The sequence below is a fragment of the Bacillus sp. SIMBA_005 genome (genome assembly GCF_046535585.1).
GTDB lineage: Bacteria > Bacillota > Bacilli > Bacillales > Bacillaceae > Bacillus > Bacillus pumilus.
In genome coordinates this window covers 73,436-94,157 of sequence record NZ_JAWRWI010000001.1, presented here as the reverse complement: position 1 = coordinate 94,157, position 20,722 = coordinate 73,436, and the positions used below count along the sequence as shown (strand labels likewise).

Sequence of the window (20,722 nt, the reverse complement as noted above, 5' to 3'; positions counted from 1 at the left end):
ACATGATGAATTGCAGCTATGATCTTGTCAAAATCATGTATGAGGAAAAATTAAAAGAGCTGCTTTTAATTGAAACTGCTCAAAGAAATTAAAAAAGAAACTCCCTTTATATCAGAGGGAGTTTCTTTTTCAAGGTAATAGAAAGCGCTTTCGTCAAAATTTCTTCACAGAAACTGCCTTAATTTGATATTCAGACTAAAACCCTTCTAGAAGACACCGATATTAACTATAGAAAAAGATAGTTAAAGGATTTGGTGAGATAATGGATAAAACATCGTTAATTGGTATTATTTTAGCATTTATTGCACTGAGTGTCGGTATGGTTTTGAAAGGTGTAAGTCTAACCGCTCTTATCAACCCAGCGGCTATATTGATCATTGTGGTTGGGACGATTGCAGCTGTTGTCATCGCATTCCCATCTAGTGAAATTAAGAAAACACCAAAATTGTTCGGCAAAATTTTCAAAGACAACAAGCTTCCAACGATTCAAGAAATGATCCCTCTTTTTTCAAACTGGGCACAAATTGCGCGTCGTGAAGGTCTTTTGGCATTAGAAGCTAGCATTGAGGAAGTAGATGACGATTTTCTTAAGAACGGCTTAAGCATGGCGGTTGACGGTCAAAGTGCAGAATTTATTCGCGACGTCTTAACAGAAGAAGTTGACGCCATGTCAGAAAGACATCAGTCAGGTGCATTAATCTTTACACAAGCCGGTACATACGCTCCGACGCTTGGTGTACTTGGCGCCGTTGTCGGACTTATTGCTGCACTTGCCAACATGGGAGATATTGAAGCACTTGGACATGCAATCAGTGCAGCCTTCGTTGCCACACTTCTTGGGATTTTTACTGGGTATGTGTTATGGCATCCATTTGCCAACAAGCTAAAGCGTAAATCAAAGGAAGAAGTAAAACTTCGTCTGATTATGATCGAAGGAATTCTTTCTGTTCTTGAAGGTCAATCTCCAAAAGTGATTGAACAAAAACTTCTCATGTACTTACCAGCGAAAGAACGTGCAAATCTTGTCATTGAAGAAGGAGAAAAACAAAATGGCTAGGAAACGTAAAAAACATGATCACGATGACCATGTAGATGAATCTTGGCTGATCCCTTATGCCGATCTTCTGACGCTTCTGCTCGCTCTCTTCATTGTGCTTTTTGCATCTAGTTCGATTGATGCGGCAAAGTATGAACAGATGGCCAAGTCTTTTAATGTCGTCTTTACGGGCGGTACTGGTGTCATGGATCAAACCAGCATGCAAAGTACTGAAGAAACTGAAAATAGCAACCAGACCAAAAAAGCAGCTGAAGAAGAAGATGAAGAAGCGAAAGCAAAAGCTCGAGATCATGCCGTTCTCACAAAGGTCAAAAAGCAAGTGGATTCCTTCATTGCCAATAAGAAACTTGGAGCTAAGCTCGAAACAAAGCTCACGGACGAAGGTTTGCTCATTACGATAGAAGACAGTATCTTCTTTGATTCTGGCCGGGCGGTTATTCGTCCTCAAGATGTCCCTTTGGCAAAGGAAATCTCAAAACTACTCGTCATTAACCCCGCTCGTGACATCGTCATTAGCGGACATACTGATAATGTACCGATCAGAAATTCAGATTTTGAATCCAACTGGTATTTAAGTGCCATACGTGCTGTAAACTTTTTGAGTATTCTTCTTGAGAACAGCAATTTAAACCAAGAGAACTTTAGTACAAAAGGTTTCGGTGAATTTAAGCCCATCGCTTCAAATGATACAGCAGAAGGCAGAAGTAAAAACCGGCGCGTAGAAGTACTTATTTTACCGATCGAGAAAAAAGCAAAATAAAAAAGGAAGCCCTCGGCTTCCTTTTTTATTTATTCTTTATGATCATATAAATGTTTTGCACGCAGTCCCACATGTTTAAGCATGTCAATGCAGGCATCCTTCTCTTCTTCGCTCAGGACACTGATCATCTCATGAATTTCTTTCGCATGATCTGGGAAGATATCATCAAGCAAAGCTCGTCCCTGCTCGGTAATATGTGCAAATGTGACCCTCCGGTCTTCTGCACAGGCCTTACGACTGAGGAGTTCTTTCTTCTCCAATTTATCGACCACATACGTGATGCTGCCGCTTGCAAGTAAAATCTTATCACCGATTTGCTGAAGCGGCTGATCCCCTTTATGATACAGTAATTCTAATACTGCAAATTCAGTCGGATTCAGCCCGTGCTTCACAATATGTTTGTTCATGTGATGATTAATTGAGCGATAGGCACGTGATAATACAATAAATAATTTCAAAGATTTTTCAACATTATGATTTTCCATTTTTTTATCATCCTTTATGAAATGCAACCCACTAATGTGACATTAATAAACAATAAGTAAAATGTCAACATCTTGATCTATCTTTAGCATGAAAATGAGACCAGAACGAATCACCTAATTTTTTAAAAATCACACAAGTCATCGTAATAAAGATAGGTTCAATGCTATAATAAGTCTATTAGGTAATACGTTGGAGCGATGAATGATGAGTATATTGAAAGGGTTTTGGAAGAAGATCAGGCTGTACCTTATTTTGGTCATGATTCCAACCCTAATCATTAGTTATTTTATCTACGAAAAAGAAACGGAAAAAATCGACTTAAAAAACAAACAAACTGCTACACTTATGTTAAATATTCACAAAAACCAAATGAATTATTTAATTAGTGAAACAGAAGCGAGATTAACTTCACTTGCCATGGGATTTGACCAGCCTCTCGAGACGAAAAAGGTACAAAACATCCTAGAGAAAATCTATAAACAAGAACCTCGTTTTTCGGGTCTGTATCTCCTAGACAAAAAAGGAAATGTAACAGTAAGCACCACACCGTTAAAGGAAAAAATCAACCTATCATTCAGAGATTACTTTAAGCGCATTCAAGTGACCAAGCAGACGGTGATCACAGATAATTATGTGAGCCGAATTACAAAACAGCGGATTCTTTCCATTTGTGTGCCTGTGCTGGATGAAAACGAAGAAGTCACCAATGTGCTAGTCGCCGCCATTCAAATTGATTATTTAAGAAATATTATGAATGTATTGAACCCTGATCTTCATTTTAAGATGCTGAATCAAAATGGACATGTCGTGTTTACAAGTGGTCCACAGCCAGCATCAGAAAATGGCAGTACCGTGTCTACATATTTAGATGAAAACAGCTGGAAGCTGGAGGTCTATCCGCAGCGTGCTTCTACAGGTGAAGTGCTGTCTGTTATGCTGATCCCCTTATCCAGTGCTTTTATTTTATTAAATATTTTATTCACACTTGTTCAATATATCATTTTAAGGCGGCAAACCCAGCAGGAGCGTCACCAAAATGAAGCGCAAAAGCTTGAATTAATCGGGACCCTCGCAGCAAGTACGGCACACGAAATTCGCAACCCATTAACAGGGATTAGTGGATTTATACAGCTTTTGCAAAAGAAGTATCACTCTGAAGAAGATCAGCTCTATTTTTCTGTCATTGAAGAAGAAATTAAACGAATCAACCAAATCGTCAGTGAGTTTCTTGTATTAGGGAAACCAACGGCAGAAAAATGGCAGAATAACTCTGTAAAAGAAATTGTAAGTGAGATCATGCCGATCGTTTTCTCTGAGGCGAACCTTTATAATGTTGAGGTTGATTTGCAAATTAATACGATTCAAGATGTTGGGGTATATTGCACAAAGGATCACATTAAACAAGTCGTATTAAATGTAGCGAAGAACTCGTTAGAAGCGATGCCAAATGGCGGTCATTTGAAGATTTTGATTGAGGCTGAAAAAGAACATGTCATTATTAAAGTGAAAGATACAGGCGAGGGCATACCAGAAGAAATGTTAAAACATATCTTCCTCCCTTTTATTACGTCGAAGGAAAAAGGGACAGGTCTTGGACTAGTCGTGTGTAAACGAATCATTTCGATGTATGGCGGAACAATTGATATCGAGAGCGAAGTGAATAAAGGAACAACCGTCATGATCATGCTTCCTTCTGCTCACTCAGCATAGCTGAAACATTCAGCCGGTTTTGCTTAGGCAAGACCGGTTTTTTCATGTCAATAAGAGGGACGGTTCACAGATAGAAGGCTCATTTGAGAGACAAGATCATGAAAGGTTGCAACAGATTGTTTCTCATGAAAAAGAAGATACTGATACTCATTCATCAGGTTGTCCAGTTCTTGACTATATTTAATTGTCGTCTCACCAGTGTAGCCTTCTGCTTGAGCAGCTTCTACCATCTGTTTTCTCTTCTCATCAATTGACATTAGCAATTGTTCTTTTCTTACATAACTATTCATGATCTCAGCTCCCGCAATAAATTCGACTGTCTGTGCTCAAAATGATCCGACACCAAAATTATACTTTATTTGTAAATTAAATTAAATATGCTTATTTTATTTAATTTTTTACAGCCTAAAGACCTCTTACCCAATCTTATTTGGGGGTAAACTTCAAATTTGGGCAGGACTGACACATGGATTAAACAGAATTTTATCCTATGCAGAAGCTCAAAATCAACTATTTTCTTTCTCATTTTATACCTATTTTCCTAAAAAAAAGCTGATCTTCCGCCTCATGCGGAATGATCAGCTCCTGTCATTAAACCGTTTCTTCCTCGTAAATTGGCACCCAGCCCTCAGTTGTGACAAATATGCGAACTGCGACCACTTTTCGATCCTCTTGAAGTGTAAAGTAGTGACGAATATGCGGCGGAACAGAAATTAAATCACCAGGATTCAGTCTCACATCAAAAAAGACGCCATCCTTCCCCTGAATGGCAAAGATTCCATGACCGCTTACGATAAAGCGTACTTCGTCATCTGTATGGTGATGCTCACGCTGAAAATTTTGGAGCAAGTCATCTAGGTTTGGTGTGGCATCAGATAATGAAATCACATCCTGCGCTTTGTATCCTCGTTTTTCAGATATACTCTCGATTTCCTTTTGGAAAACAGTCAAAATCTCTTCCTTTTCCTCATCTGTTAAATCATACTTTTCTGCTAATCGGTTTGGCAGCTTTGCAATATCCCAATGTTCATAAATGACCCCTTGATTTTCTAAATAGGCTGCCACCTCTTGCTCGCTTTCAAGTAATGTGTTCTCTTCATTATGAATCAAAATCGTCGCCATGTGCTTTTCCTCCTTTTTATGTGACAAGCTGCTTTTGATAAAGCGTTAATTTTAAGTAGTAGCTAAACAAAAATTCATACGCCTCTAATACTCGTTTTGCTTCAGAGGCTGTTTTTCCCCAGACTGTGATGCCGTGATTTCGAATGAGCACAGCACCTGATTCCGACTCTTCAGTGAGATGCTTTGCAAATTGTGCTGCAAGTTGCGGAATATGGGCTGGATTTTCAATAATCGGTAATGATACTTCTGCATCCTCTTCCCAGAAACCAAGCGCTTTGATGATTTCGTTTCCTTTGAAACGAACCTCGCCCTTATCCCCATACAGCTCAGAGATTACATTATTATCGATTGTATGGACATGCAGACAGCAGCCTGCTTTCGTCCGTTCATACACGTACGTGTGAAGCAGTGTTTCAGCTGATGGTCTAAGCGGCTCGTCAGGATCAACAGGCTTACCTGCTGCATTTACTAAAACAAAGTCTTCATCTGTTTCTTTTCGTTTATCTTTGCCGCTTGCCGTCACCAAAAACGTGATTGGATCATCCGACACCTTGATTGATAAATTGCCGCTTGTTCCGTAAAACCAATCTCTTTGTGCCAGTTCACGTTTGACATCAGCTAGCTCCTGCCAGCGCTTGTTCTTTGCGTCTGCCATTTCTTCACTTCCTTTATTTGATCAAATTGTGCTTTAAGATCAATAAATGTTTCAAACTCTTCATGAACAAGCCCGAGCTCTTTACATTCGTTTAGCAAGTAGTCACGCGCAAATGTGAGATCCGCATGCTTTGCCGCCTCCACATCGGTGACTGAATCCCCAATCATGATAATGAAGTCATTCTCACTGGTCAGCTCTCGAATGATTGACGGCTTGCAGCAGCCGCAGCCATTTTGACACTGCGAATCGCAGGCATGCGGCCATTCAATCTGAATATACTCTTCCCCAAATGAGGCATGATTGCAATAAATATCGTCTCTATCCACAATGCCCTCGAGTATGGGATAAACAAAAAAGTCCATCCCGCCGCTTAGCACATAGAAGGGAATATCAGCCTTTTTTACATGATCAACAAATGGCTTGAATCCTTCTCGAATCTCTGTATCTTCTAAAATAAACGATTGAATGGCTTCTTTTTGATCACTCGTCAGTAATTGAAACATCTGCCCGACGCCTTCTTGAATGGTGATCTCCTTTGTGAGAACATCATCCTTCAGCTTCGTCCATTCACTTGGTGCGAAGTGTTTCATGATGCGAATGATATTATCATTTTTCGTAATGGTTCCATCAAAATCACAACATACAATTGGTTTTTTCATTTATTCTGCTACCCTTCCCCATAGTTCAAGTGCTGCTTTTAAGTCTTGGCAAGAAGTTTCCTTCTCTTGGATCGACTCTCCATGTATCACCGCATCAATGATCGATCGAAATGCTTTTCCTCCGCCAATGGCTCCACGCGGATGACCGTGAATTCCTCCGCCAGCATTTATCACATGATCGAGTCCAAAATCTTTGATCAATACTGGAACCATTCCAGGATGAATCCCTGCTGACGGGACTGGGAACATTTTTTGAACCGAATCCTCTTTTACACAAGCTTCATAGATTCCAAAGGCATCTTTTTTCGGAAGTGCGACCGACCCATACGGTGAGGGAAAAAGACTTAAATCAGCGCCAGCATATCGATTTAATTTACCTAAAAGAAGAGAATGGGAGAATCCATATTCAGGCGATGATGTCAAAGCACCGCTTACTGCGGGATGGGCCATAATAGGCAATCGAATATCTGGATCCTCAGCTAAGCTTTGCATGACATCTAGCCCGTAGGCAAAGACATTGAATAAGAGGGCATCCGCTCCAAGCTCAGCAGCCTTTCTTGCTCGATCCCTCAGTTCAAAGGTTCTGCCTGTTAAATTAACGGCATATAGCGTTCGGTGCCCTGTCTCTTCATATGTTTCTTTTAATATCTTTTTTCCTTCTTTGATTCGCTCTTCAAAAGGGGCTAGCGGGCTCTCAAATAAAATTTCATCGTCTTTGATAAAGTCAACGCCGCCTAATGCTTGTAAACGGAGCTGTTCTTTTAAATCTGCCATATCACGGCCAATGACACCTTTAAAAATACTCATCAACAAAGGTCGATCAAACACGCCTGTTTTTTTTCGTATGCCATCAATTCCAAATACCGGTCCTGGCAGATTTCTTTTCAATCTATCTGAAAATTGAATGTCGACTAGCTTCACTTTTCCATCTAGTGAAAGCTTTCCAAAGATCGTCGTCAAAACGGCCGGTATATCTGCTGAAAAGTTAGCCTCAGGATAAGCAATGGTCACCTCAGATTGATATAGGCCATTTTCGGCTGGAGCAAATTTTTCTGATACCTTTTCTACCCGGCCTTTATGCTTTTGAAGCTGCTTTTTTTTGAGCTGCGGCAAATCCGTCCATGATCCAACTGTTAGACCAATCGCGATCTGCTCCGCTTTTCGGTTCACTTGTTCATCCTCTCGATGTGTTAATACGTATGTTGCCAGTAATTCACTCACTAGGAATCCCCTTTCGATTGCGTCATGCATATGGTCAATAAAAAAACCTCTTCAAGTGCTTTATCAGCGCCTGAAAGAGGTTGTTTCGTGTCATTCATCCGAATCTTATCTCTCAGCGCTTGCTGCAAGAATTAGCACCGTGCTTCATGGAAGTCGGTTGCCGGGCTTCATTGGGCTAGTCCCTCTGCCTACTCTTGATAAGAATATTCAATTTTCTTAAATATTGTCTGAATTATCGCACCGTTTATTCATGTTGTCAATGGCTTATTTTTAAACAGATTCAAGGCATCGATTCGCCGAGCGGCTTCTTTTAACCGCTCCTCATTTGTTAAAAGTCCTACTCTCACGTATCCTTCACCGTGAGTACCAAACCCATTCCCCGGTGCCACAACCACATGCGCTTTCTCTAATAATACGCCAGCAAAAGATTCAGATGTATACCCTTCTGGCACCTTTAGCCAAGCAAAAAACGACCCCTTTGGTGCAGTGACCTCCCAGCCAATCTCCTTGCAGGCAGCAATCCACACATTTCGCCGATTCTCATATCGTTCATTTTGCACCTGTACACACGTTTGGTCGCTTAACAAAGCTTCCGCTGCTGCATCTTGAGTGGCTTTGAACAGTGAAACAAACAGGTGATCCTGATAAAGCTCAATCGCTTCAATAACAGATGGATTTCCTGCTGCAAACCCTACTCTCCAGCCGGCCATATTATACGTTTTAGACAATGTATAAATTTCAATCCCCGTCTCTTTCGCTCCATCTGTTTGCAAAAAGCTGATCGGCTTTTCCCCATCAAACCCAATACCGCCATAAGCAAAATCATGGACAACACAGAGCTTGTGATCTTTTGCGAATGTAACGGTTTCTTCAAAAAATGAACGGCTTGCCGTGGCACCTGTCGGGTTGTTGGGATAATTTAAATACATCAACTTTGCCTTTTCCTTAACATCCTCAGGCAACATGTCATAGTCAGGTAAAAAATCATTTTGTTCAAGAAGCGGCATCGTCACCATTTGAGCTCCAGCAAGCACGGCACCTGACCAGTAATCAGGATAACCTGGGTCTGGAACAAGAAGTGTGTCACCCGGATTCAGCAGGCATTGCGGCAGCTCAACAAGTCCCGCTTTCCCGCCAAATAAAATCGCAATTTCCGTCATCGGATCAAGCGTGACACCATATTCTCTTTCATAAAAGGCAGCAGCAGCCTTTTTTAATTTCGCTGTTCCGCGGAATGACGAGTATTGATGATTTTCAGGTTTTAATACCGCTTCCTGCATGGCTTTTACAATGTGCGCGGGCGTTGGCTGGTCAGGATTTCCCTGCCCTAAATTAATCATATCTGCGCCCTCCTGCACTTTTTTCTGCACCTTTTGGACAAGGGATGCAAAAAATTGTGTCGGTAATTGTTTCAATACATCTGAATGCTGGAATTGCATTTTTCTTCACCTTCTATTCAAGTTACATAGCAATACAAACACTGTAATGGATTGTTTTACGAATTGTAAAGCAATTTCGAAAAAGGATTGACATGTGAAGCGCAGCTCTGATAATATCTTGAATTAAGAAATGCAAACAAACACGAAACAATTACATATTGATTTCTCTTATCGAGAGTTGGGCGAGGGATTTGGCCTTTTGACCCCAACAGCAACCGACCGTTAATACCACTGTGAAGTGGGGCGCAGCAAGTAAGCGCCAAGACAATTGTCTTATAGGGCACGGTGCTAATTCCATCAGACGTATGTGCTGAGAGATAAGAGAGGCTTTGAGTATACACAACATCAAGCCTCTTTCTCTCAGGAGAAAGAGGCTTTTTTATATGATTTGGAGGGGAAGCAATTGGTTACACTTACGGCATCATATGAAGAATTAACAGAAAGCTCGGCAGTTGCACTCGCAATTAGACTTGGCTTGATCCAAGAAAGCAGTCATTTGACATGTACGGAAATCGGTGACGGGAATTTAAATTATGTCTTTCATATTTTTGATCATAAACAAGAAAAAGGGTTGATCATCAAGCAGGCTCTGCCTTACGCCAAGGTGGTCGGAGAGAGCTGGCCGCTTACATTAGACCGTGCGAGAATCGAAAGTGCTGCCCTGATCAAGCAGTCAGAATATACGCCGCACCTCGTACCAGCAGTCTATTATTCAGATACAGCTCTTGCTGTGACGGCAATGGAGGATCTATCACACCTAGAAATCGTCAGAAAAGGGCTAATTGCCGGAAAACAATATCCGCATTTATCTGATCATGTCGGAGAATTTTTAGGAAAAACACTATTTTACACTTCTGACTTTGCCACAAATCCTAAAATCAAAAAACAATTTGTGAAGCAATTTACGAATCCGGACCTTTGTGACATTACCGAAAAGCTCGTCTTCACAGATCCTTTCTTTGATAGCGGCACAAATGATTTCGAAGAAGAATTAAGAGAAGCTGCCGAAGCGCTCTGGGCAGATCTTGCAGTGCAGGCAAAAGCAGCTGAATTGAAGCGTATTTTCCTGACATCTGCCGAAACACTAGTTCATGGAGATCTTCATACAGGCAGTATTTTTGCAAGTGAGACGGAAACAAAAATCATTGATCCAGAATTCGCTTTTTATGGTCCCTTCGGATTCGATATCGGTCACTTTATCGCTAACCTGTTCCTAAATGCTTTGTCTCGTGAGAATGAACATGATCAACAGCACCTTTTTGACCATGTCGTCAATGTATGGGCGACCTTCAAAGAAGTGTTCGCAAAAGCTTGGAAAGAAGACAGCATTGAAGCATTTAGTGTATCTGACAGCTTTTTAGAAACAACCTTTGACCGTATTTTAAAAGAAGCGACAGGCTTTGCGGGCTGTGAGCTTGTCCGCCGAACGATCGGCCTTGCTCATGCCGCTGATCTCGATGCAATTCCATCACCATCTAGACGGATTCAGCAGAAAAAAGCAGCACTTACGCTCGGAAAAACATTCATCAAACAATATCATGCAGTGGAAACAGCGTCTGACCTCGTCGCATTATTCCAGCAATCTGTAAAGGAGTGACGGGTTTTGTCTAAAGAATTTGAAGTCCCCCGTTCTGTCGAATGGGAAGAAAACCATATTAACATTTTGAATCAGCAAAAATTACCGGCAGAAACCGTATTTGAACATCTATATACAAAAGAAGACGTGTATGATGCCATTGTCACGTTAAAAGTGCGGGGAGCACCTGCCATTGGCATCACAGCAGCTTTTGGACTGGCGCTCAGTGCCCAAGACATTGAGACAGAAGAAATTGATGTATTTAAACAAGAAGTCATTCAGATAAAAGAATATTTAAACAGTGCTCGTCCAACCGCTGTGAATCTAGCCTGGGCATTAGAGCGATTATTGCAGCGCATTGAGCGTGCAGCCTCAGTCAATGCAGCCAAAACAGACCTTGTCCATGAAGCCATTCAAATTCAAATTGAAGATGAAGAAACATGCAGACAAATCGGTCAAAATGCACTCCAGCTCTTTAAATCGGGTGATCGAATTATGACCATATGCAATGCAGGCTCTATCGCCACGAGCCGTTACGGAACAGCCCTTGCTCCATTCTATTTAGCCAAAAAGAAAAATCTCGATCTTCACATTTATGCCTGTGAAACACGCCCTGTTCTCCAAGGGGCTAGGCTGACAACATGGGAGCTCATGCAAGGCGGCGTAGATGTGACGCTCATCACAGATAATATGGCAGCCCATACGATGAAAGAAAAGCAAATTTCTGCTGTTATAGTTGGAGCAGATCGTATTGCCCGTAATGGAGATGCGGCGAATAAGATTGGCACGTTAAATCTTGCTATTTTAGCCAAGCATTTTCAAATTCCGTTTTTTATAGCTGCACCGCTCTCTACCTTTGATGTCTCAACCAAAGACGGGGCAGATATTCCAATTGAAGAGCGCGACCCGCTGGAAGTAAAGGAATTTAACGGCGTCCAAATTGCACCGCCTGATGTTCAGGTATTCAATCCCGCCTTTGATGTCACTCCTCACCATCTCATTTCAGGGATTATTACAGAGAAAGGGATTATCACGTCGAACTATACAGAAGAGATTGATGCTCTGTTCAATGAAAGCATCTCACTCTGATCATAAAAAAAGCGCCGTGTACTTATTATTTAAGAGCACCGCGCTTTTTTATTTCATTCGTTTTTGCTAAGATTTCTTTTTTCTGTTCTTCTGTCAAAACGTTCATTTTGACACATAGTGATGTGATGGCAAACATTTTATTCTTTTTGTCCCAAAACATTCCCTAGCGCCCTCCTTTTTCCCTCAACCAACTTTTTTAGCTTAATAAAAGGATATGTCGCTTGGAAAACATTCGGAACAGGTCAATCGATTTATTTTTGAACAAATGGGATACCTTCTAATTCAAGCAGAACCGCTTTCATGTCTGTCTTCGTTCCTGCATAGCCCGTTAGAGAACGGTCTTTTCCAATCACTCTGTGACAGGGAATAAAAATAGGTAATGCATTGCGTCTGTTGGCTTGTCCAATCGCTCTCACTGCCTTTGGGTTACCAATCGCTTCTGCAATGTCTGCATAGCTTTTTGATTCACCATACGGAATAGTCGAAAGTGCTTCCCACACTTGCTCTTGAAACGAAGTTCCCTTTTGCTTGAGCGGGAGATCGAATACTTGGCGCTCCCCCTTGAAATATTCATCCAGCTGCTTTTTCGCTTCTTGTAATACAGACGTTTCTTCTTCTTTTAGATTGGCTTCCTGCTTTTTTTCTAAAAACGGCTCATCATCAAACATCACCTCGATGATGGCATCGTCTTTTTCTAGTATGTATAATGCCCCAATTGGTGCGTGATAGACGGTATAATACACGTTAATGCTCTCCTTCTTGTTTCTTCTGCCTCAGTGGCAGCGTGAGATGGAAGACGGTTCCTACCCCTTCCTCACTTTCTACCTCAATGGTTCCTTGATGCTCTTCAATAATTTTATAACTAACCATTAAGCCAAGTCCAGTTCCTCTTTCTTTTGTCGTATAAAATGGTTCCCCTAAACGCTTCAGCTTGTCCTCTGCCATTCCACAGCCTTCATCCCGCAATGAAATGACAATATGCTCTTCGCCCTTCCGCTGAATGCTCACATAGACATTTCCTTTTCTCGGCATGACTTCAATTGCATTTTTTAAAATGTTAATAAAGACTTGTTTTAATTGGTTTTGTTCACAATAAATGAGCGGAATCTCATCCATTACATTGAGATGCATTTGAACGTTGCCAAGGTTCGCCTGTGCGTGTAGCAGATCCATCGTGTCTTTCACAATTTGCACGACATTTTTTTCTTCATATACGATAGCTTGCGGCTTCGCTAAAATCAAAAATTCGGTAATGATCGATTCAATTCTTTTCAGCTCTGATGTGATGACATTGAAATAGAGCGAATACTCCCCTTCTATATTTCCTTTTAACAGCTGAATAAAGCCTTTTAATGCTGTCATCGGGTTTCTAATTTCATGCGCAATTCCAGCGGCAAGCTCTCCGACCACATGAAGGGTATCTGATTTTCTCACCCGCTCTTCTAATTCCTTCCGCTCTGTCACATCTCTAAAGATCGCTAAATTCATATTATGAATAATGTTACGTTTAAAAGAGAATTCCAATATCCGCTGATCTGGATGGTTCAGCACAAACGGCACTTCATTGTCCATTTCATCTAATGACATCGTCTGGGCAGGCTGTGCCAAATGTTCAATTTGATAAGGCGCAAGGATATGGAATAGATTCATTTCCGTTAAATGATCATCTTTCAACCCGAGCAGCTCGCTTGCGGATGGATTGACTTCGATAATGTGGTATTGGTTATCAAAAAGAACAATGCCGTCCATTGATCCATTAAATACTTTACGGAATTTGAGCTCACTTTCGCGCAGCTCCTCCTCCATCCTTTTTCGATCACTCACATTACGTAAAATGGTTAAGTGCTGTCCTTCTAATACCGCATGCTTTGATGTAAACTCGAGCTCTTTAAACTGACCATTTGCCATTCTGAACAAAAGTTCTTCCCTTATTTCATGATTCCGAATATATCGTCTTCTAGTCGGTCTATATCTCCGATCAGATTTCACAAGAAAGTCTGTGAGTTTTTTGCCAATCAGTGAATGCATAGGCAATTCAAAAATGCGGCAAGCTGATTCATTGGCTCTCACAATCTCTCCATCATCCGCCCATATGATGATCGCATCCATTGCATTTTCAAAAATTTCTCTAAAGCGTTCCTCACTTTTTAACAGCTTCTCTTCCATTAACCTTTTTTCTGTAATATCCCGCATGATGGACATATAAAAACCGCTCATCACATTTGATGTGATGGTGAGCTCGAATAATTTGTACTGGCCAGATTGAAGGGTAACGGGAAGTTCTCCCTTGGCTTTCCCTGTTTCTTTCAGTGACGTTAAAAGGTGCTGCAAGGCTGGAAGATTTTCATCTTCGACAAATTCTTTTAAATAACGATCGGTTAAATCCGTCTTTTGCAGTTCAAAGCTCTGACAAAAAGAGTGATTGGCGTCGATTATGCAGCCATCCTGATCAAAAATGACCATGCCGTCAATGGCTCGGTCAAACAAATCTTTGAACAGCTGCTCATTCATGGATCGTTCTCGTTCTAATATTTTCTTTGAGGAAATATCTCGCATGACCACAATATATTGCTGATTCAAGACATCATGCTCTGCGACAAATTCAATGTATTTTGTTTCACCGTTTTCAAGCTGAATGGAAATTTCTCTTCTTAATGTTCCTTTACGAAAAAATAAATCAAGGGAGCATTCAATTTTGTCTTTCGGGATGCCGTATAGGAAATCTAGAACGGATTTATTGAGGAGGTCTTCTTTCGATGTCTGTACAAGCCTGCATGTCGCTTCATTGGCTTGGATAATATTGAGGTGTTGATCAAATATGAAAATGGCATCTAACGTCTTATTTAACAGCATTTTTTGCTGCATCAACTCTGTTCGCAAATATTCGTTCTCTTTTTCTAATTTTCTGATATCTTCTGCACCATCGAGCGTTTCAGTCATTCTCTTACACTCCTTTTCCAGCCTCATTCCTCTACAATATTTCTACAATATTTTCATTGTTCCTTCATTCGACTCATAAAAAAAGATAACTTTTTACACGAAGACTGTCTCTTTTGTTTCATTTGGATGACAGGATTGAACCGCGATTCTCTTTTCTTACGCTTCTTTTACAACCGTTCTACAATTTCACATCAAATAGCGAAATGAGCCAAAATGTATTTTAAAATGGGGCAAATACGGGAACAGTGCACTTAGAACATTTATGGTTAAAATCAAGCAGGAAAGGTGATGTTATGGCATCTTCACGAGATAGTTATTTTGATAATGCGAAATTTCTTCTGATTTTTCTAGTTGTTTTTGGTCATTTGTTACGATCATTCATTCATGATAATGATTGGATACTTTATTTATACAAGTTTATTTATACTTTTCACATGCCTGCCTTTATTTTGGTTTCCGGCTTCTTTGCAAAAGGGTTTAGAAAGCCAGGTTTTATGAAAAAAGTTGCTGTTAAGCTGATCATCCCATATTTCATTTTTCAGGTGATCTATTCCGTTTACTATTATCTCTTACAGGATCAAAGCATGGCCAATTTAAATCCAATTGATCCGCAATGGTCTTTATGGTTTTTAATTAGTTTATTCTTTTGGAATTTGCTGCTCATTCCTTTTTCTAAACTGCCATTTCACTGGGCGATGATCGTCAGTTTGTCGATTGCGTTACTTGTCGGTTACGTGGACAGTATTAGCAATACGCTGAGCTTATCACGTACGTTTGTCTTTTTGCCGATGTTTTTAGCTGGCTTCTATTTAAAAAAGCAGCATTTTGAATTCATCCGTACAAGCAAAGGAAAGCTGGCAGCACTCCTTGTATTAATGGCTGTATTCTTGTTTTGCTATTTTTATGAATTTGATTATTCCTTCTTATTTGGATCACAGTCATATGCTTCTCTTGGTGATGAGGGAGTGATTGCGGCAATAAAACGAATGGCATGGTATCTGCTTGCATTCGGCGCTACATTCAGCTTCTTTGCTTTAGTGCCAACACGCCGTTTCTTCTTTACAAAATGGGGCACAAGAACGTTATATGTGTATTTATTACATGGCTTTGTTATCAAGCTTCTTAGAACGACTTGGTTTGATGACTGGGCCCTGAATGCAGCAAGTGTGCTCATGTTATTGCTGCTGACCATTCTGCTTACCTTCACCCTGTCTAGCACATTTGTTAAAACCGTTGCACAGCCAGTGATTGAGCTCAAAATGACCAGTCTCATGCGTACAATCACCGGCAGACAAGGCAGTTATAGCAAATAAAAAACGATCCTGAGCGGATCGTTTTTTCTATTTTTCATTCATATGTCCATTGTGGCATTCATCATCTTTCTTAGGTTTTACAAGAGTATCAATCCATTTGCTGCTGTTGATATCTCCAAGCTCACTGCCAAATTCTTCTTCTAAGATATCTGGGTCCATTGGCTTTTTATGGTCTTTCATGTCCTTGCTTTTTACATGTTTCTTAGTCACGAGATCCTCCCCCTTGTTTCCCTTTATGAGAATTTCGGTTTGCCTGACGGTCTCTTGATTGTTCATCAAATTGGGTTTGTCCTTGATCATGTGTCATGCTCTCTGTCGGTGTCATATTATTTGTCAGTGCTTCGTTTTTCGCTGCTTTTCTTTTCATCTGAAATCAGTCCTTTTTTAACATATTTAGTTCTTCTCTTAATTGGTCTAGAAGTTCCTTCATTTGTTTGACCGTCACAGGCTTTTCCTCTGGCTTTAACTCATAGCCGATTTGTCCATTGGCTTCTAGGGTGGCTTTTTTGAGACTGCTGATCTCTGTAATGCCTTGCTGCTTTAACCGCATTTTAAATTGATCTCTTGTAAGCCTCGTTTTCTTCAGCTTGTGATCAAGCAGTTCTCCGTCTTGTAGAATCACCACCGATTTCCCTGAAACTAATTTTTCAAAGAAATCAGATTGAATCGACAGCTTCTCCATTATGACAAGCGCCACAATAAAGATAGCGGCTGCATAAATGGTTTCAAGTAAATTGTGTTCTATAAAGGGTTGGATAATAATCGATCCGATTGAAATCATAATCACTGTTTGTTGAACAGTTAATTGACTAATGGATTTAGGCCCTGCTATTCTCAGCAGTAAGGTACCAACTAGCAGCATAACAATCGCTTTCCATAACACATCCAGCACGTCTCGTTCACCTCTTACCTATAGATTGCGAACATCCCATGTGATTTAGCCAGTTAGATAATGGAAATAAAAAAACAGCATTCGCTCGGAATGCTGTTTAGCCGATGATGACACGCTCTTTCGGATAATGATAATTCGCTTCGCTTTCTCTTCGGCCAATTAAATATAAGAAGCTTGGAATGCCGATTCGCCCAATAAACATGACCACCATAATGATGCACTTTCCGAAAACAGAGAGCTCAGAGGTAATCCCTAGTGATAAACCTGTTGTTCCGAAAGCAGAACAGACTTCAAATAAATTTTGAAGAAGCGTATTATGCTCAGATAAGGTTAATAAGAATGTAGCACCAAACACCAATATAAAGGCCATCATCGTCACCATCAGAGATTTGTTAATATCTGCTTGATGCAGCTCTCTTTTGAAAATTTTAATGGACTTATTTCCCCGGGCAAAATGAAACAGTGCGAGTAAATTTAGGGCAAACGTGGTTGTTCGAATTCCGCCCCCGACAGAGCTTGGAGATGCCCCGATAAACATAAGCAGACATAAAAATAACAGCGTTGGTTCTGTCAATTGAGTAATATCTAATGTGGAAAGTCCCCCACTTCTTGTGGCCGTCGATTGGAACAATGAATAAAACAAAACTTCGTGCCAGCTCTTCCCTAAAAACGTAAACCGGGCTTCAAGAGCATAAATTCCAATAGCGCCAACAATGACTAAGCCGCCAAACGTAATCGTAGTGATTTTTGTAAACAACGAGAACGATGCGTGCTTTCGGTCCTGATTAAATAAGTAATCCTTTACTTCCACGAGCACAGGAAAGCCAATAGCTCCAAAGATGATCAGCAGCATCGTAATAAATTGGACGAAATAATCATCTTTGTATGGGATGAGCGAGTTCCCTGTAATATCGAAGCCACCATTGGTGGTCGCACTAATACTTGAGAAGAAGCCATGTAAGAATGCTGTCTGTACATCGTAATATTTGAGAAAATACATACTTAAAATCAGACCGCCTACAAACTCAATGAGCAAAATTAAATATAAGACCTGCTTCATTAATTTCACAATTCCTGATAAATTGCTCTGGTTTTGATCTGCCATAATGAGCTTTCTTTCTTTAATCCCAATCCTTTTTCGCATAACAATCCACACAAAGGTACCGAGCGTCATAATGCCAATACCTCCGATTTGGAGGACAAACGCAAGGATCCACATACCTGCGACACTAAATGTTTGCGAAGTATCAACAACCGTGAGTCCTGTGACACTTACCGCACTCACCGCCGTAAATAAAGCATCGATAAATGTCCACTTCACCCCATCTTGATGAGCGACTGGCAGACTGAGAAGAATAAATGAGACGGTTACAGCGAGAAAATAATAAAGGGCAATCAGCTGGAAAGCCGATAGCCGGTCAATTAGCTTTTTAATTGGGTTCATTGTCATTCCTTCTTTTAACTTTCATTTTTCAATACTTATCATTTTAATGAAAAGAGACATGATTTTAAAGATATTTTATGCTTTATTTACTTTTTCATCAAAAAAGAAAAGACATCCTGTAACAGAATGTCTTTTCGTCTCTCTTATTTTGCTTCTAGTCTTCTAATTCTTTCGTTTAAATCAGGGTGTGTTGAGAAAAGAGAAGCTTTTCGTTTACCACTGATTTTAAGCGTAGCAACTGCTGTTTGATCATCATCTTTGATTCTTGACGTATACGCCTCAAGCGAGCGAAGCGCATGAACCATTTTATCTTTACCAGCAAGGTCAGCTCCGCCGCGGTCTGCATGAAATTCACGGTGTCTAGAATATGCAAACACGACAAGGCTTCCTAGGACAGAGAAAATGATTTGGAAAACAATCACTGCAATAAAATGAACAATCGGCACAAGCTCTTCACGCGAAACAAAGCGGCTTGCGATCCATGCCGCAATTCTTGAAAGGAAGACAACGAACGTGTTGACAATCCCTTGAAGCAGGGTCATTGTCACCATGTCTCCGTTCGCAACGTGAGCCACTTCGTGAGCGATGACACCTTCAACTGCTGCATCATCCATTTCATGAAGTAATCCAGTGGAAACCGCAACAAGTGATCTTCTCTTAGAAGGACCTGTCGCAAAAGCATTTACTTCAGATGATTGATAAATACCAACCTCAGGCATTTTAGTAAGACCTGCTGCTCTTGATAATCTGTGTACGCGGTCAACAAGCTGCTGCTCATCATATGTTAATGAATCCTTTTCAGGGTTTAACACACGTACACCCATCATCATTTTTGCCATCCAGCGAGACATCGCAAGTGACATGAACGAGCCAACAAAACCAACAACTGCACTGAATACTAACAGTGCCACCAAATTAATTCTACCGTCTGCTCCTATATAAGAACCAACACCAGTTGCTGCACTAATAACCGATAGTACAATACCAATCGTAGTGATAACAAGAATGTTCGTTAATATAAACAGAAATATTCTTTTACCCATACATAACCTCCGCTGTCATATTAAGTTCATTTGAACTTATTAATAAAATTATAAAAATAAACGTCTCAAATTGCAAGGAAAAAGGGATTATTTCCTCTATTTATCATAACGTCTTAAGCCCCGTCACTTCAATATTTATGACATATGCCACAGCTGAAAAGTGAATAAACTGTGACGCCGCTTTCTGGATTTTAGTTTATTTTGCATTTTTATCAAAAAGAGATTATGATGTTGAATTAGATCAAATATGACGTTTTTGACACACAAAACGAGGTGGAACAATGGGTGCTTTTAAATTAACGAGAATTGACATGACAAGTCTTCTTTATTCTCTAAAAGGAGAGGGAGATCTAACTCCGCTTCAGCTATTAAATTTATCTGTAAAAAAAGACAAACATCACGAACTTGACGAGCTCATCATCCCTTCTTTTTTTGAGAGGCTTGAACGGCGGAAACAAAAATCAGAGCATGGACTCTCCACAAATGAAATTGTAGAATTAGGAAATCTATGCGAACTGACTTCTCTTAAATCGACAGCGATTCAAAACTGGATCAAGCGTGATATTAAAGATATGATTGGCCACCCTGAGCTTGGAAAGAAGTACTCAATTGATCAGGTCGTTATTTTATTAATTGTGAGAGATTTAAAATCAGTTTTTGACTTTGATGCCATCCGCACCATCTTATCTGCCTTATTTAACACGATTACGGATCGAACTGATGATATTATTAGTCCACTGCGTTTTTATGAAGCATATGCGCATGTCCTTGATTTTATTTATCATCATACTCCTTTTCCGTTAAAAGAAACAAACTTACGGGAAATCACAGAGGAACAGACAGATAAGCTCCGTGAAGAATTTGCTGAATTAACGCAGCACCAATGGCGTTTGATCAAAGGTATTATCAGTTCAACCGTTTTTTCTGTCTTTACTTCACACTTGCAAAGTACGGCACAAGAAATGATGTTTCATACACTGCAGCATCAGGATTAAAAAAGAACCGAGGTGAATCATCACCTCGGTTTTTTTGTACAGCAATTGCCAGCATAATTACATGTCGTTTTCTTCAAAATAAGAAGGCGCAACAAACATAAGGTGAAAGGAGGAATACGGACATGGCAAATCGAAATCAACTTCTTGTTCCTGGAGTAGAACAAGCATTAGATCAATTTAAATACGAGATCGCTCAAGAATTTGGCGTGACTCTCGGTTCAGATACAGTCGCACGTGCAAACGGTTCTGTTGGCGGCGAAATTACAAAAAGACTCGTTCAACAGGCTCAATCACAAATGGGCAATCAATCTAAATAAAAAC

The 20,722-nt window shown here is 40.3% G+C and carries 23 protein-coding genes and 2 riboswitches; of the genes, 8 read left to right on the top strand and 15 right to left on the bottom strand.

What is annotated here, in order from left to right:
- The first annotated feature begins 262 nt into the window (after positions 1-262).
- Both motA and motB read left to right on the top strand, forming a co-directional pair.
- Positions 263-1,057 (top strand): flagellar motor stator protein MotA, encoded by a 795-nt coding sequence (gene motA, locus SB660_RS00520; RefSeq protein ID WP_003212085.1) that lies wholly within the window; start codon positions 263-265, stop codon positions 1,055-1,057.
- Positions 1,050-1,817 (top strand): flagellar motor protein MotB, encoded by a 768-nt coding sequence (gene motB, locus SB660_RS00515; protein WP_058014151.1) that lies wholly within the window; start codon positions 1,050-1,052, stop codon positions 1,815-1,817. The genes motA and motB overlap by 8 nt, the downstream gene beginning before the upstream one ends.
- A 29-nt stretch (positions 1,818-1,846) precedes the next feature.
- Here motB and mhqR read toward each other — a convergent pair whose 3' ends face one another.
- A complete protein-coding gene (mhqR, locus tag SB660_RS00510) occupies positions 1,847-2,302 on the bottom strand; it encodes a MarR family transcriptional regulator MhqR (RefSeq protein ID WP_003211701.1) in 456 nt (151 codons plus the stop codon).
- Between the two features lie 205 nt (positions 2,303-2,507).
- Between mhqR and kinD the strand changes: the two genes are divergently transcribed.
- Positions 2,508-4,013, top strand: coding sequence for a sporulation kinase KinD (kinD, locus tag SB660_RS00505; protein WP_058014152.1), 1,506 nt, complete (start codon positions 2,508-2,510; stop codon positions 4,011-4,013).
- A gap of 47 nt (positions 4,014-4,060) precedes the next feature.
- Here the strand turns inward: kinD and SB660_RS00500 are convergent, their stop codons facing one another.
- The 6 genes from SB660_RS00500 to SB660_RS00475 form a co-directional block, all read right to left on the bottom strand.
- A complete protein-coding gene (locus SB660_RS00500; protein ID WP_058014153.1) occupies positions 4,061-4,303 on the bottom strand; it encodes an aspartyl-phosphate phosphatase Spo0E family protein in 243 nt (80 codons plus the stop codon).
- A 301-nt stretch (positions 4,304-4,604) separates the two neighbouring features.
- The gene (locus tag SB660_RS00495; protein WP_061407554.1) at positions 4,605-5,135 is read right to left on the bottom strand and encodes a 1,2-dihydroxy-3-keto-5-methylthiopentene dioxygenase; all 531 of its coding nucleotides are present in this window, start codon (positions 5,133-5,135) and stop codon (positions 4,605-4,607) included.
- 16 nt (positions 5,136-5,151) lie between these two features.
- The gene (locus SB660_RS00490) at positions 5,152-5,790 is read right to left on the bottom strand and encodes a methylthioribulose 1-phosphate dehydratase (RefSeq protein WP_144462188.1); all 639 of its coding nucleotides are present in this window, start codon (positions 5,788-5,790) and stop codon (positions 5,152-5,154) included.
- Complete coding sequence (locus tag SB660_RS00485; protein WP_058014156.1) at positions 5,754-6,449, bottom strand: 2-hydroxy-3-keto-5-methylthiopentenyl-1-phosphate phosphatase; 696 nt, start codon at positions 6,447-6,449, stop codon at positions 5,754-5,756. Before SB660_RS00485 ends, SB660_RS00490 begins: the two co-directional genes overlap by 37 nt.
- Complete coding sequence (gene mtnW / locus SB660_RS00480) at positions 6,450-7,670, bottom strand: 2,3-diketo-5-methylthiopentyl-1-phosphate enolase (RefSeq protein WP_410580871.1); 1,221 nt, start codon at positions 7,668-7,670, stop codon at positions 6,450-6,452.
- 102 nt (positions 7,671-7,772) lie between these two features.
- A riboswitch (SAM riboswitch) is annotated at positions 7,773-7,874 on the bottom strand.
- 44 nt (positions 7,875-7,918) lie between these two features.
- Positions 7,919-9,109: a pyridoxal phosphate-dependent aminotransferase gene (locus SB660_RS00475; protein WP_410580869.1), complete on the bottom strand. Its 1,191-nt coding sequence runs from the start codon at positions 9,107-9,109 to the stop codon at positions 7,919-7,921.
- Positions 9,110-9,274: 165 nt separating this feature from the next.
- Positions 9,275-9,433, top strand: a riboswitch (SAM riboswitch).
- Positions 9,434-9,512: 79 nt separating this feature from the next.
- Here SB660_RS00475 and mtnK point away from each other — a divergent pair.
- Together mtnK and mtnA are read left to right on the top strand one after the other, a co-directional pair.
- Positions 9,513-10,706, top strand: a complete 1,194-nt coding sequence (mtnK, locus tag SB660_RS00470) for an S-methyl-5-thioribose kinase (protein WP_058014159.1) — start codon at positions 9,513-9,515, stop codon at positions 10,704-10,706.
- Positions 10,707-10,712: 6 nt separating this feature from the next.
- Positions 10,713-11,774: an S-methyl-5-thioribose-1-phosphate isomerase gene (gene mtnA / locus SB660_RS00465; protein ID WP_323640280.1), complete on the top strand. Its 1,062-nt coding sequence runs from the start codon at positions 10,713-10,715 to the stop codon at positions 11,772-11,774.
- 25 nt (positions 11,775-11,799) lie between these two features.
- Here the strand turns inward: mtnA and SB660_RS00460 are convergent, their stop codons facing one another.
- From SB660_RS00460 to SB660_RS00450, 3 genes are all read right to left on the bottom strand, one after another.
- Positions 11,800-11,934 (bottom strand): hypothetical protein, encoded by a 135-nt coding sequence (locus SB660_RS00460; protein ID WP_267903484.1) that lies wholly within the window; start codon positions 11,932-11,934, stop codon positions 11,800-11,802.
- Between the two features lie 91 nt (positions 11,935-12,025).
- Positions 12,026-12,517 carry a methylated-DNA--[protein]-cysteine S-methyltransferase gene (locus SB660_RS00455; protein ID WP_144462200.1) on the bottom strand — a complete coding sequence of 164 codons (492 nt, stop codon included), beginning with the start codon at positions 12,515-12,517 and terminating at the stop codon, positions 12,026-12,028.
- A gap of 1 nt (position 12,518) precedes the next feature.
- A complete protein-coding gene (locus tag SB660_RS00450; RefSeq protein ID WP_058014162.1) occupies positions 12,519-14,714 on the bottom strand; it encodes a PAS domain-containing sensor histidine kinase in 2,196 nt (731 codons plus the stop codon).
- A gap of 293 nt (positions 14,715-15,007) precedes the next feature.
- Here SB660_RS00450 and SB660_RS00445 point away from each other — a divergent pair, with 293 nt between their 5' ends.
- Positions 15,008-16,027 (top strand): acyltransferase family protein, encoded by a 1,020-nt coding sequence (locus tag SB660_RS00445; RefSeq protein ID WP_410580865.1) that lies wholly within the window; start codon positions 15,008-15,010, stop codon positions 16,025-16,027.
- A 27-nt stretch (positions 16,028-16,054) separates the two neighbouring features.
- Here the strand turns inward: SB660_RS00445 and SB660_RS00440 are convergent, their stop codons facing one another.
- The 5 genes from SB660_RS00440 to htpX form a co-directional block, all read right to left on the bottom strand.
- Positions 16,055-16,237 (bottom strand): hypothetical protein, encoded by a 183-nt coding sequence (locus tag SB660_RS00440; RefSeq protein WP_058014164.1) that lies wholly within the window; start codon positions 16,235-16,237, stop codon positions 16,055-16,057.
- Positions 16,230-16,394 (bottom strand): hypothetical protein, encoded by a 165-nt coding sequence (locus tag SB660_RS00435; protein ID WP_180309108.1) that lies wholly within the window; start codon positions 16,392-16,394, stop codon positions 16,230-16,232. Before SB660_RS00435 ends, SB660_RS00440 begins: the two co-directional genes overlap by 8 nt.
- Before the next feature lie 6 nt (positions 16,395-16,400).
- Positions 16,401-16,919 (bottom strand): DUF421 domain-containing protein, encoded by a 519-nt coding sequence (locus SB660_RS00430; protein ID WP_169056384.1) that lies wholly within the window; start codon positions 16,917-16,919, stop codon positions 16,401-16,403.
- 97 nt (positions 16,920-17,016) lie between these two features.
- On the bottom strand, positions 17,017-18,363 hold the full coding sequence (locus SB660_RS00425) for a TrkH family potassium uptake protein (RefSeq protein ID WP_081106439.1): 1,347 nt from the start codon (positions 18,361-18,363) through the stop codon (positions 17,017-17,019).
- 143 nt (positions 18,364-18,506) lie between these two features.
- Positions 18,507-19,406 (bottom strand): protease HtpX, encoded by a 900-nt coding sequence (htpX, locus tag SB660_RS00420; protein WP_144462210.1) that lies wholly within the window; start codon positions 19,404-19,406, stop codon positions 18,507-18,509.
- A 281-nt stretch (positions 19,407-19,687) separates the two neighbouring features.
- On the opposite strand from htpX, the gene SB660_RS00415 reads away from it, so the two are divergent.
- Positions 19,688-20,401, top strand: a complete 714-nt coding sequence (locus tag SB660_RS00415) for a DUF1836 domain-containing protein (protein ID WP_410580862.1) — start codon at positions 19,688-19,690, stop codon at positions 20,399-20,401.
- A 122-nt stretch (positions 20,402-20,523) separates the two neighbouring features.
- Positions 20,524-20,718: an alpha/beta-type small acid-soluble spore protein gene (locus tag SB660_RS00410; RefSeq protein ID WP_003211343.1), complete on the top strand. Its 195-nt coding sequence runs from the start codon at positions 20,524-20,526 to the stop codon at positions 20,716-20,718.
- The last annotated feature ends 4 nt before the right edge of the window (positions 20,719-20,722 follow it).

Coding starts and splice junctions, on each gene's coding strand:
- motA (WP_003212085.1), top strand. CDS start 263: ATGGATAAAACATCGTTAATTGGTATTATTTTAGCATTTATTGCACTG.
- motB (WP_058014151.1), top strand. CDS start 1,050: ATGGCTAGGAAACGTAAAAAACATGATCACGATGACCATGTAGATGAA.
- mhqR (WP_003211701.1), bottom strand. CDS start 2,302: ATGGAAAATCATAATGTTGAAAAATCTTTGAAATTATTTATTGTATTA.
- kinD (WP_058014152.1), top strand. CDS start 2,508: ATGAGTATATTGAAAGGGTTTTGGAAGAAGATCAGGCTGTACCTTATT.
- SB660_RS00500 (WP_058014153.1), bottom strand. CDS start 4,303: ATGAATAGTTATGTAAGAAAAGAACAATTGCTAATGTCAATTGATGAG.
- SB660_RS00495 (WP_061407554.1), bottom strand. CDS start 5,135: ATGGCGACGATTTTGATTCATAATGAAGAGAACACATTACTTGAAAGC.
- SB660_RS00490 (WP_144462188.1), bottom strand. CDS start 5,790: ATGGCAGACGCAAAGAACAAGCGCTGGCAGGAGCTAGCTGATGTCAAA.
- SB660_RS00485 (WP_058014156.1), bottom strand. CDS start 6,449: ATGAAAAAACCAATTGTATGTTGTGATTTTGATGGAACCATTACGAAA.
- SB660_RS00475 (WP_410580869.1), bottom strand. CDS start 9,109: ATGCAATTCCAGCATTCAGATGTATTGAAACAATTACCGACACAATTT.
- SB660_RS00460 (WP_267903484.1), bottom strand. CDS start 11,934: ATGTTTTGGGACAAAAAGAATAAAATGTTTGCCATCACATCACTATGT.
- SB660_RS00450 (WP_058014162.1), bottom strand. CDS start 14,714: ATGACTGAAACGCTCGATGGTGCAGAAGATATCAGAAAATTAGAAAAA.
- SB660_RS00445 (WP_410580865.1), top strand. CDS start 15,008: ATGGCATCTTCACGAGATAGTTATTTTGATAATGCGAAATTTCTTCTG.
- SB660_RS00435 (WP_180309108.1), bottom strand. CDS start 16,394: ATGAAAAGAAAAGCAGCGAAAAACGAAGCACTGACAAATAATATGACA.
- SB660_RS00425 (WP_081106439.1), bottom strand. CDS start 18,363: ATGAACCCAATTAAAAAGCTAATTGACCGGCTATCGGCTTTCCAGCTG.
- htpX (WP_144462210.1), bottom strand. CDS start 19,406: ATGGGTAAAAGAATATTTCTGTTTATATTAACGAACATTCTTGTTATC.
- SB660_RS00415 (WP_410580862.1), top strand. CDS start 19,688: ATGGGTGCTTTTAAATTAACGAGAATTGACATGACAAGTCTTCTTTAT.
- SB660_RS00410 (WP_003211343.1), top strand. CDS start 20,524: ATGGCAAATCGAAATCAACTTCTTGTTCCTGGAGTAGAACAAGCATTA.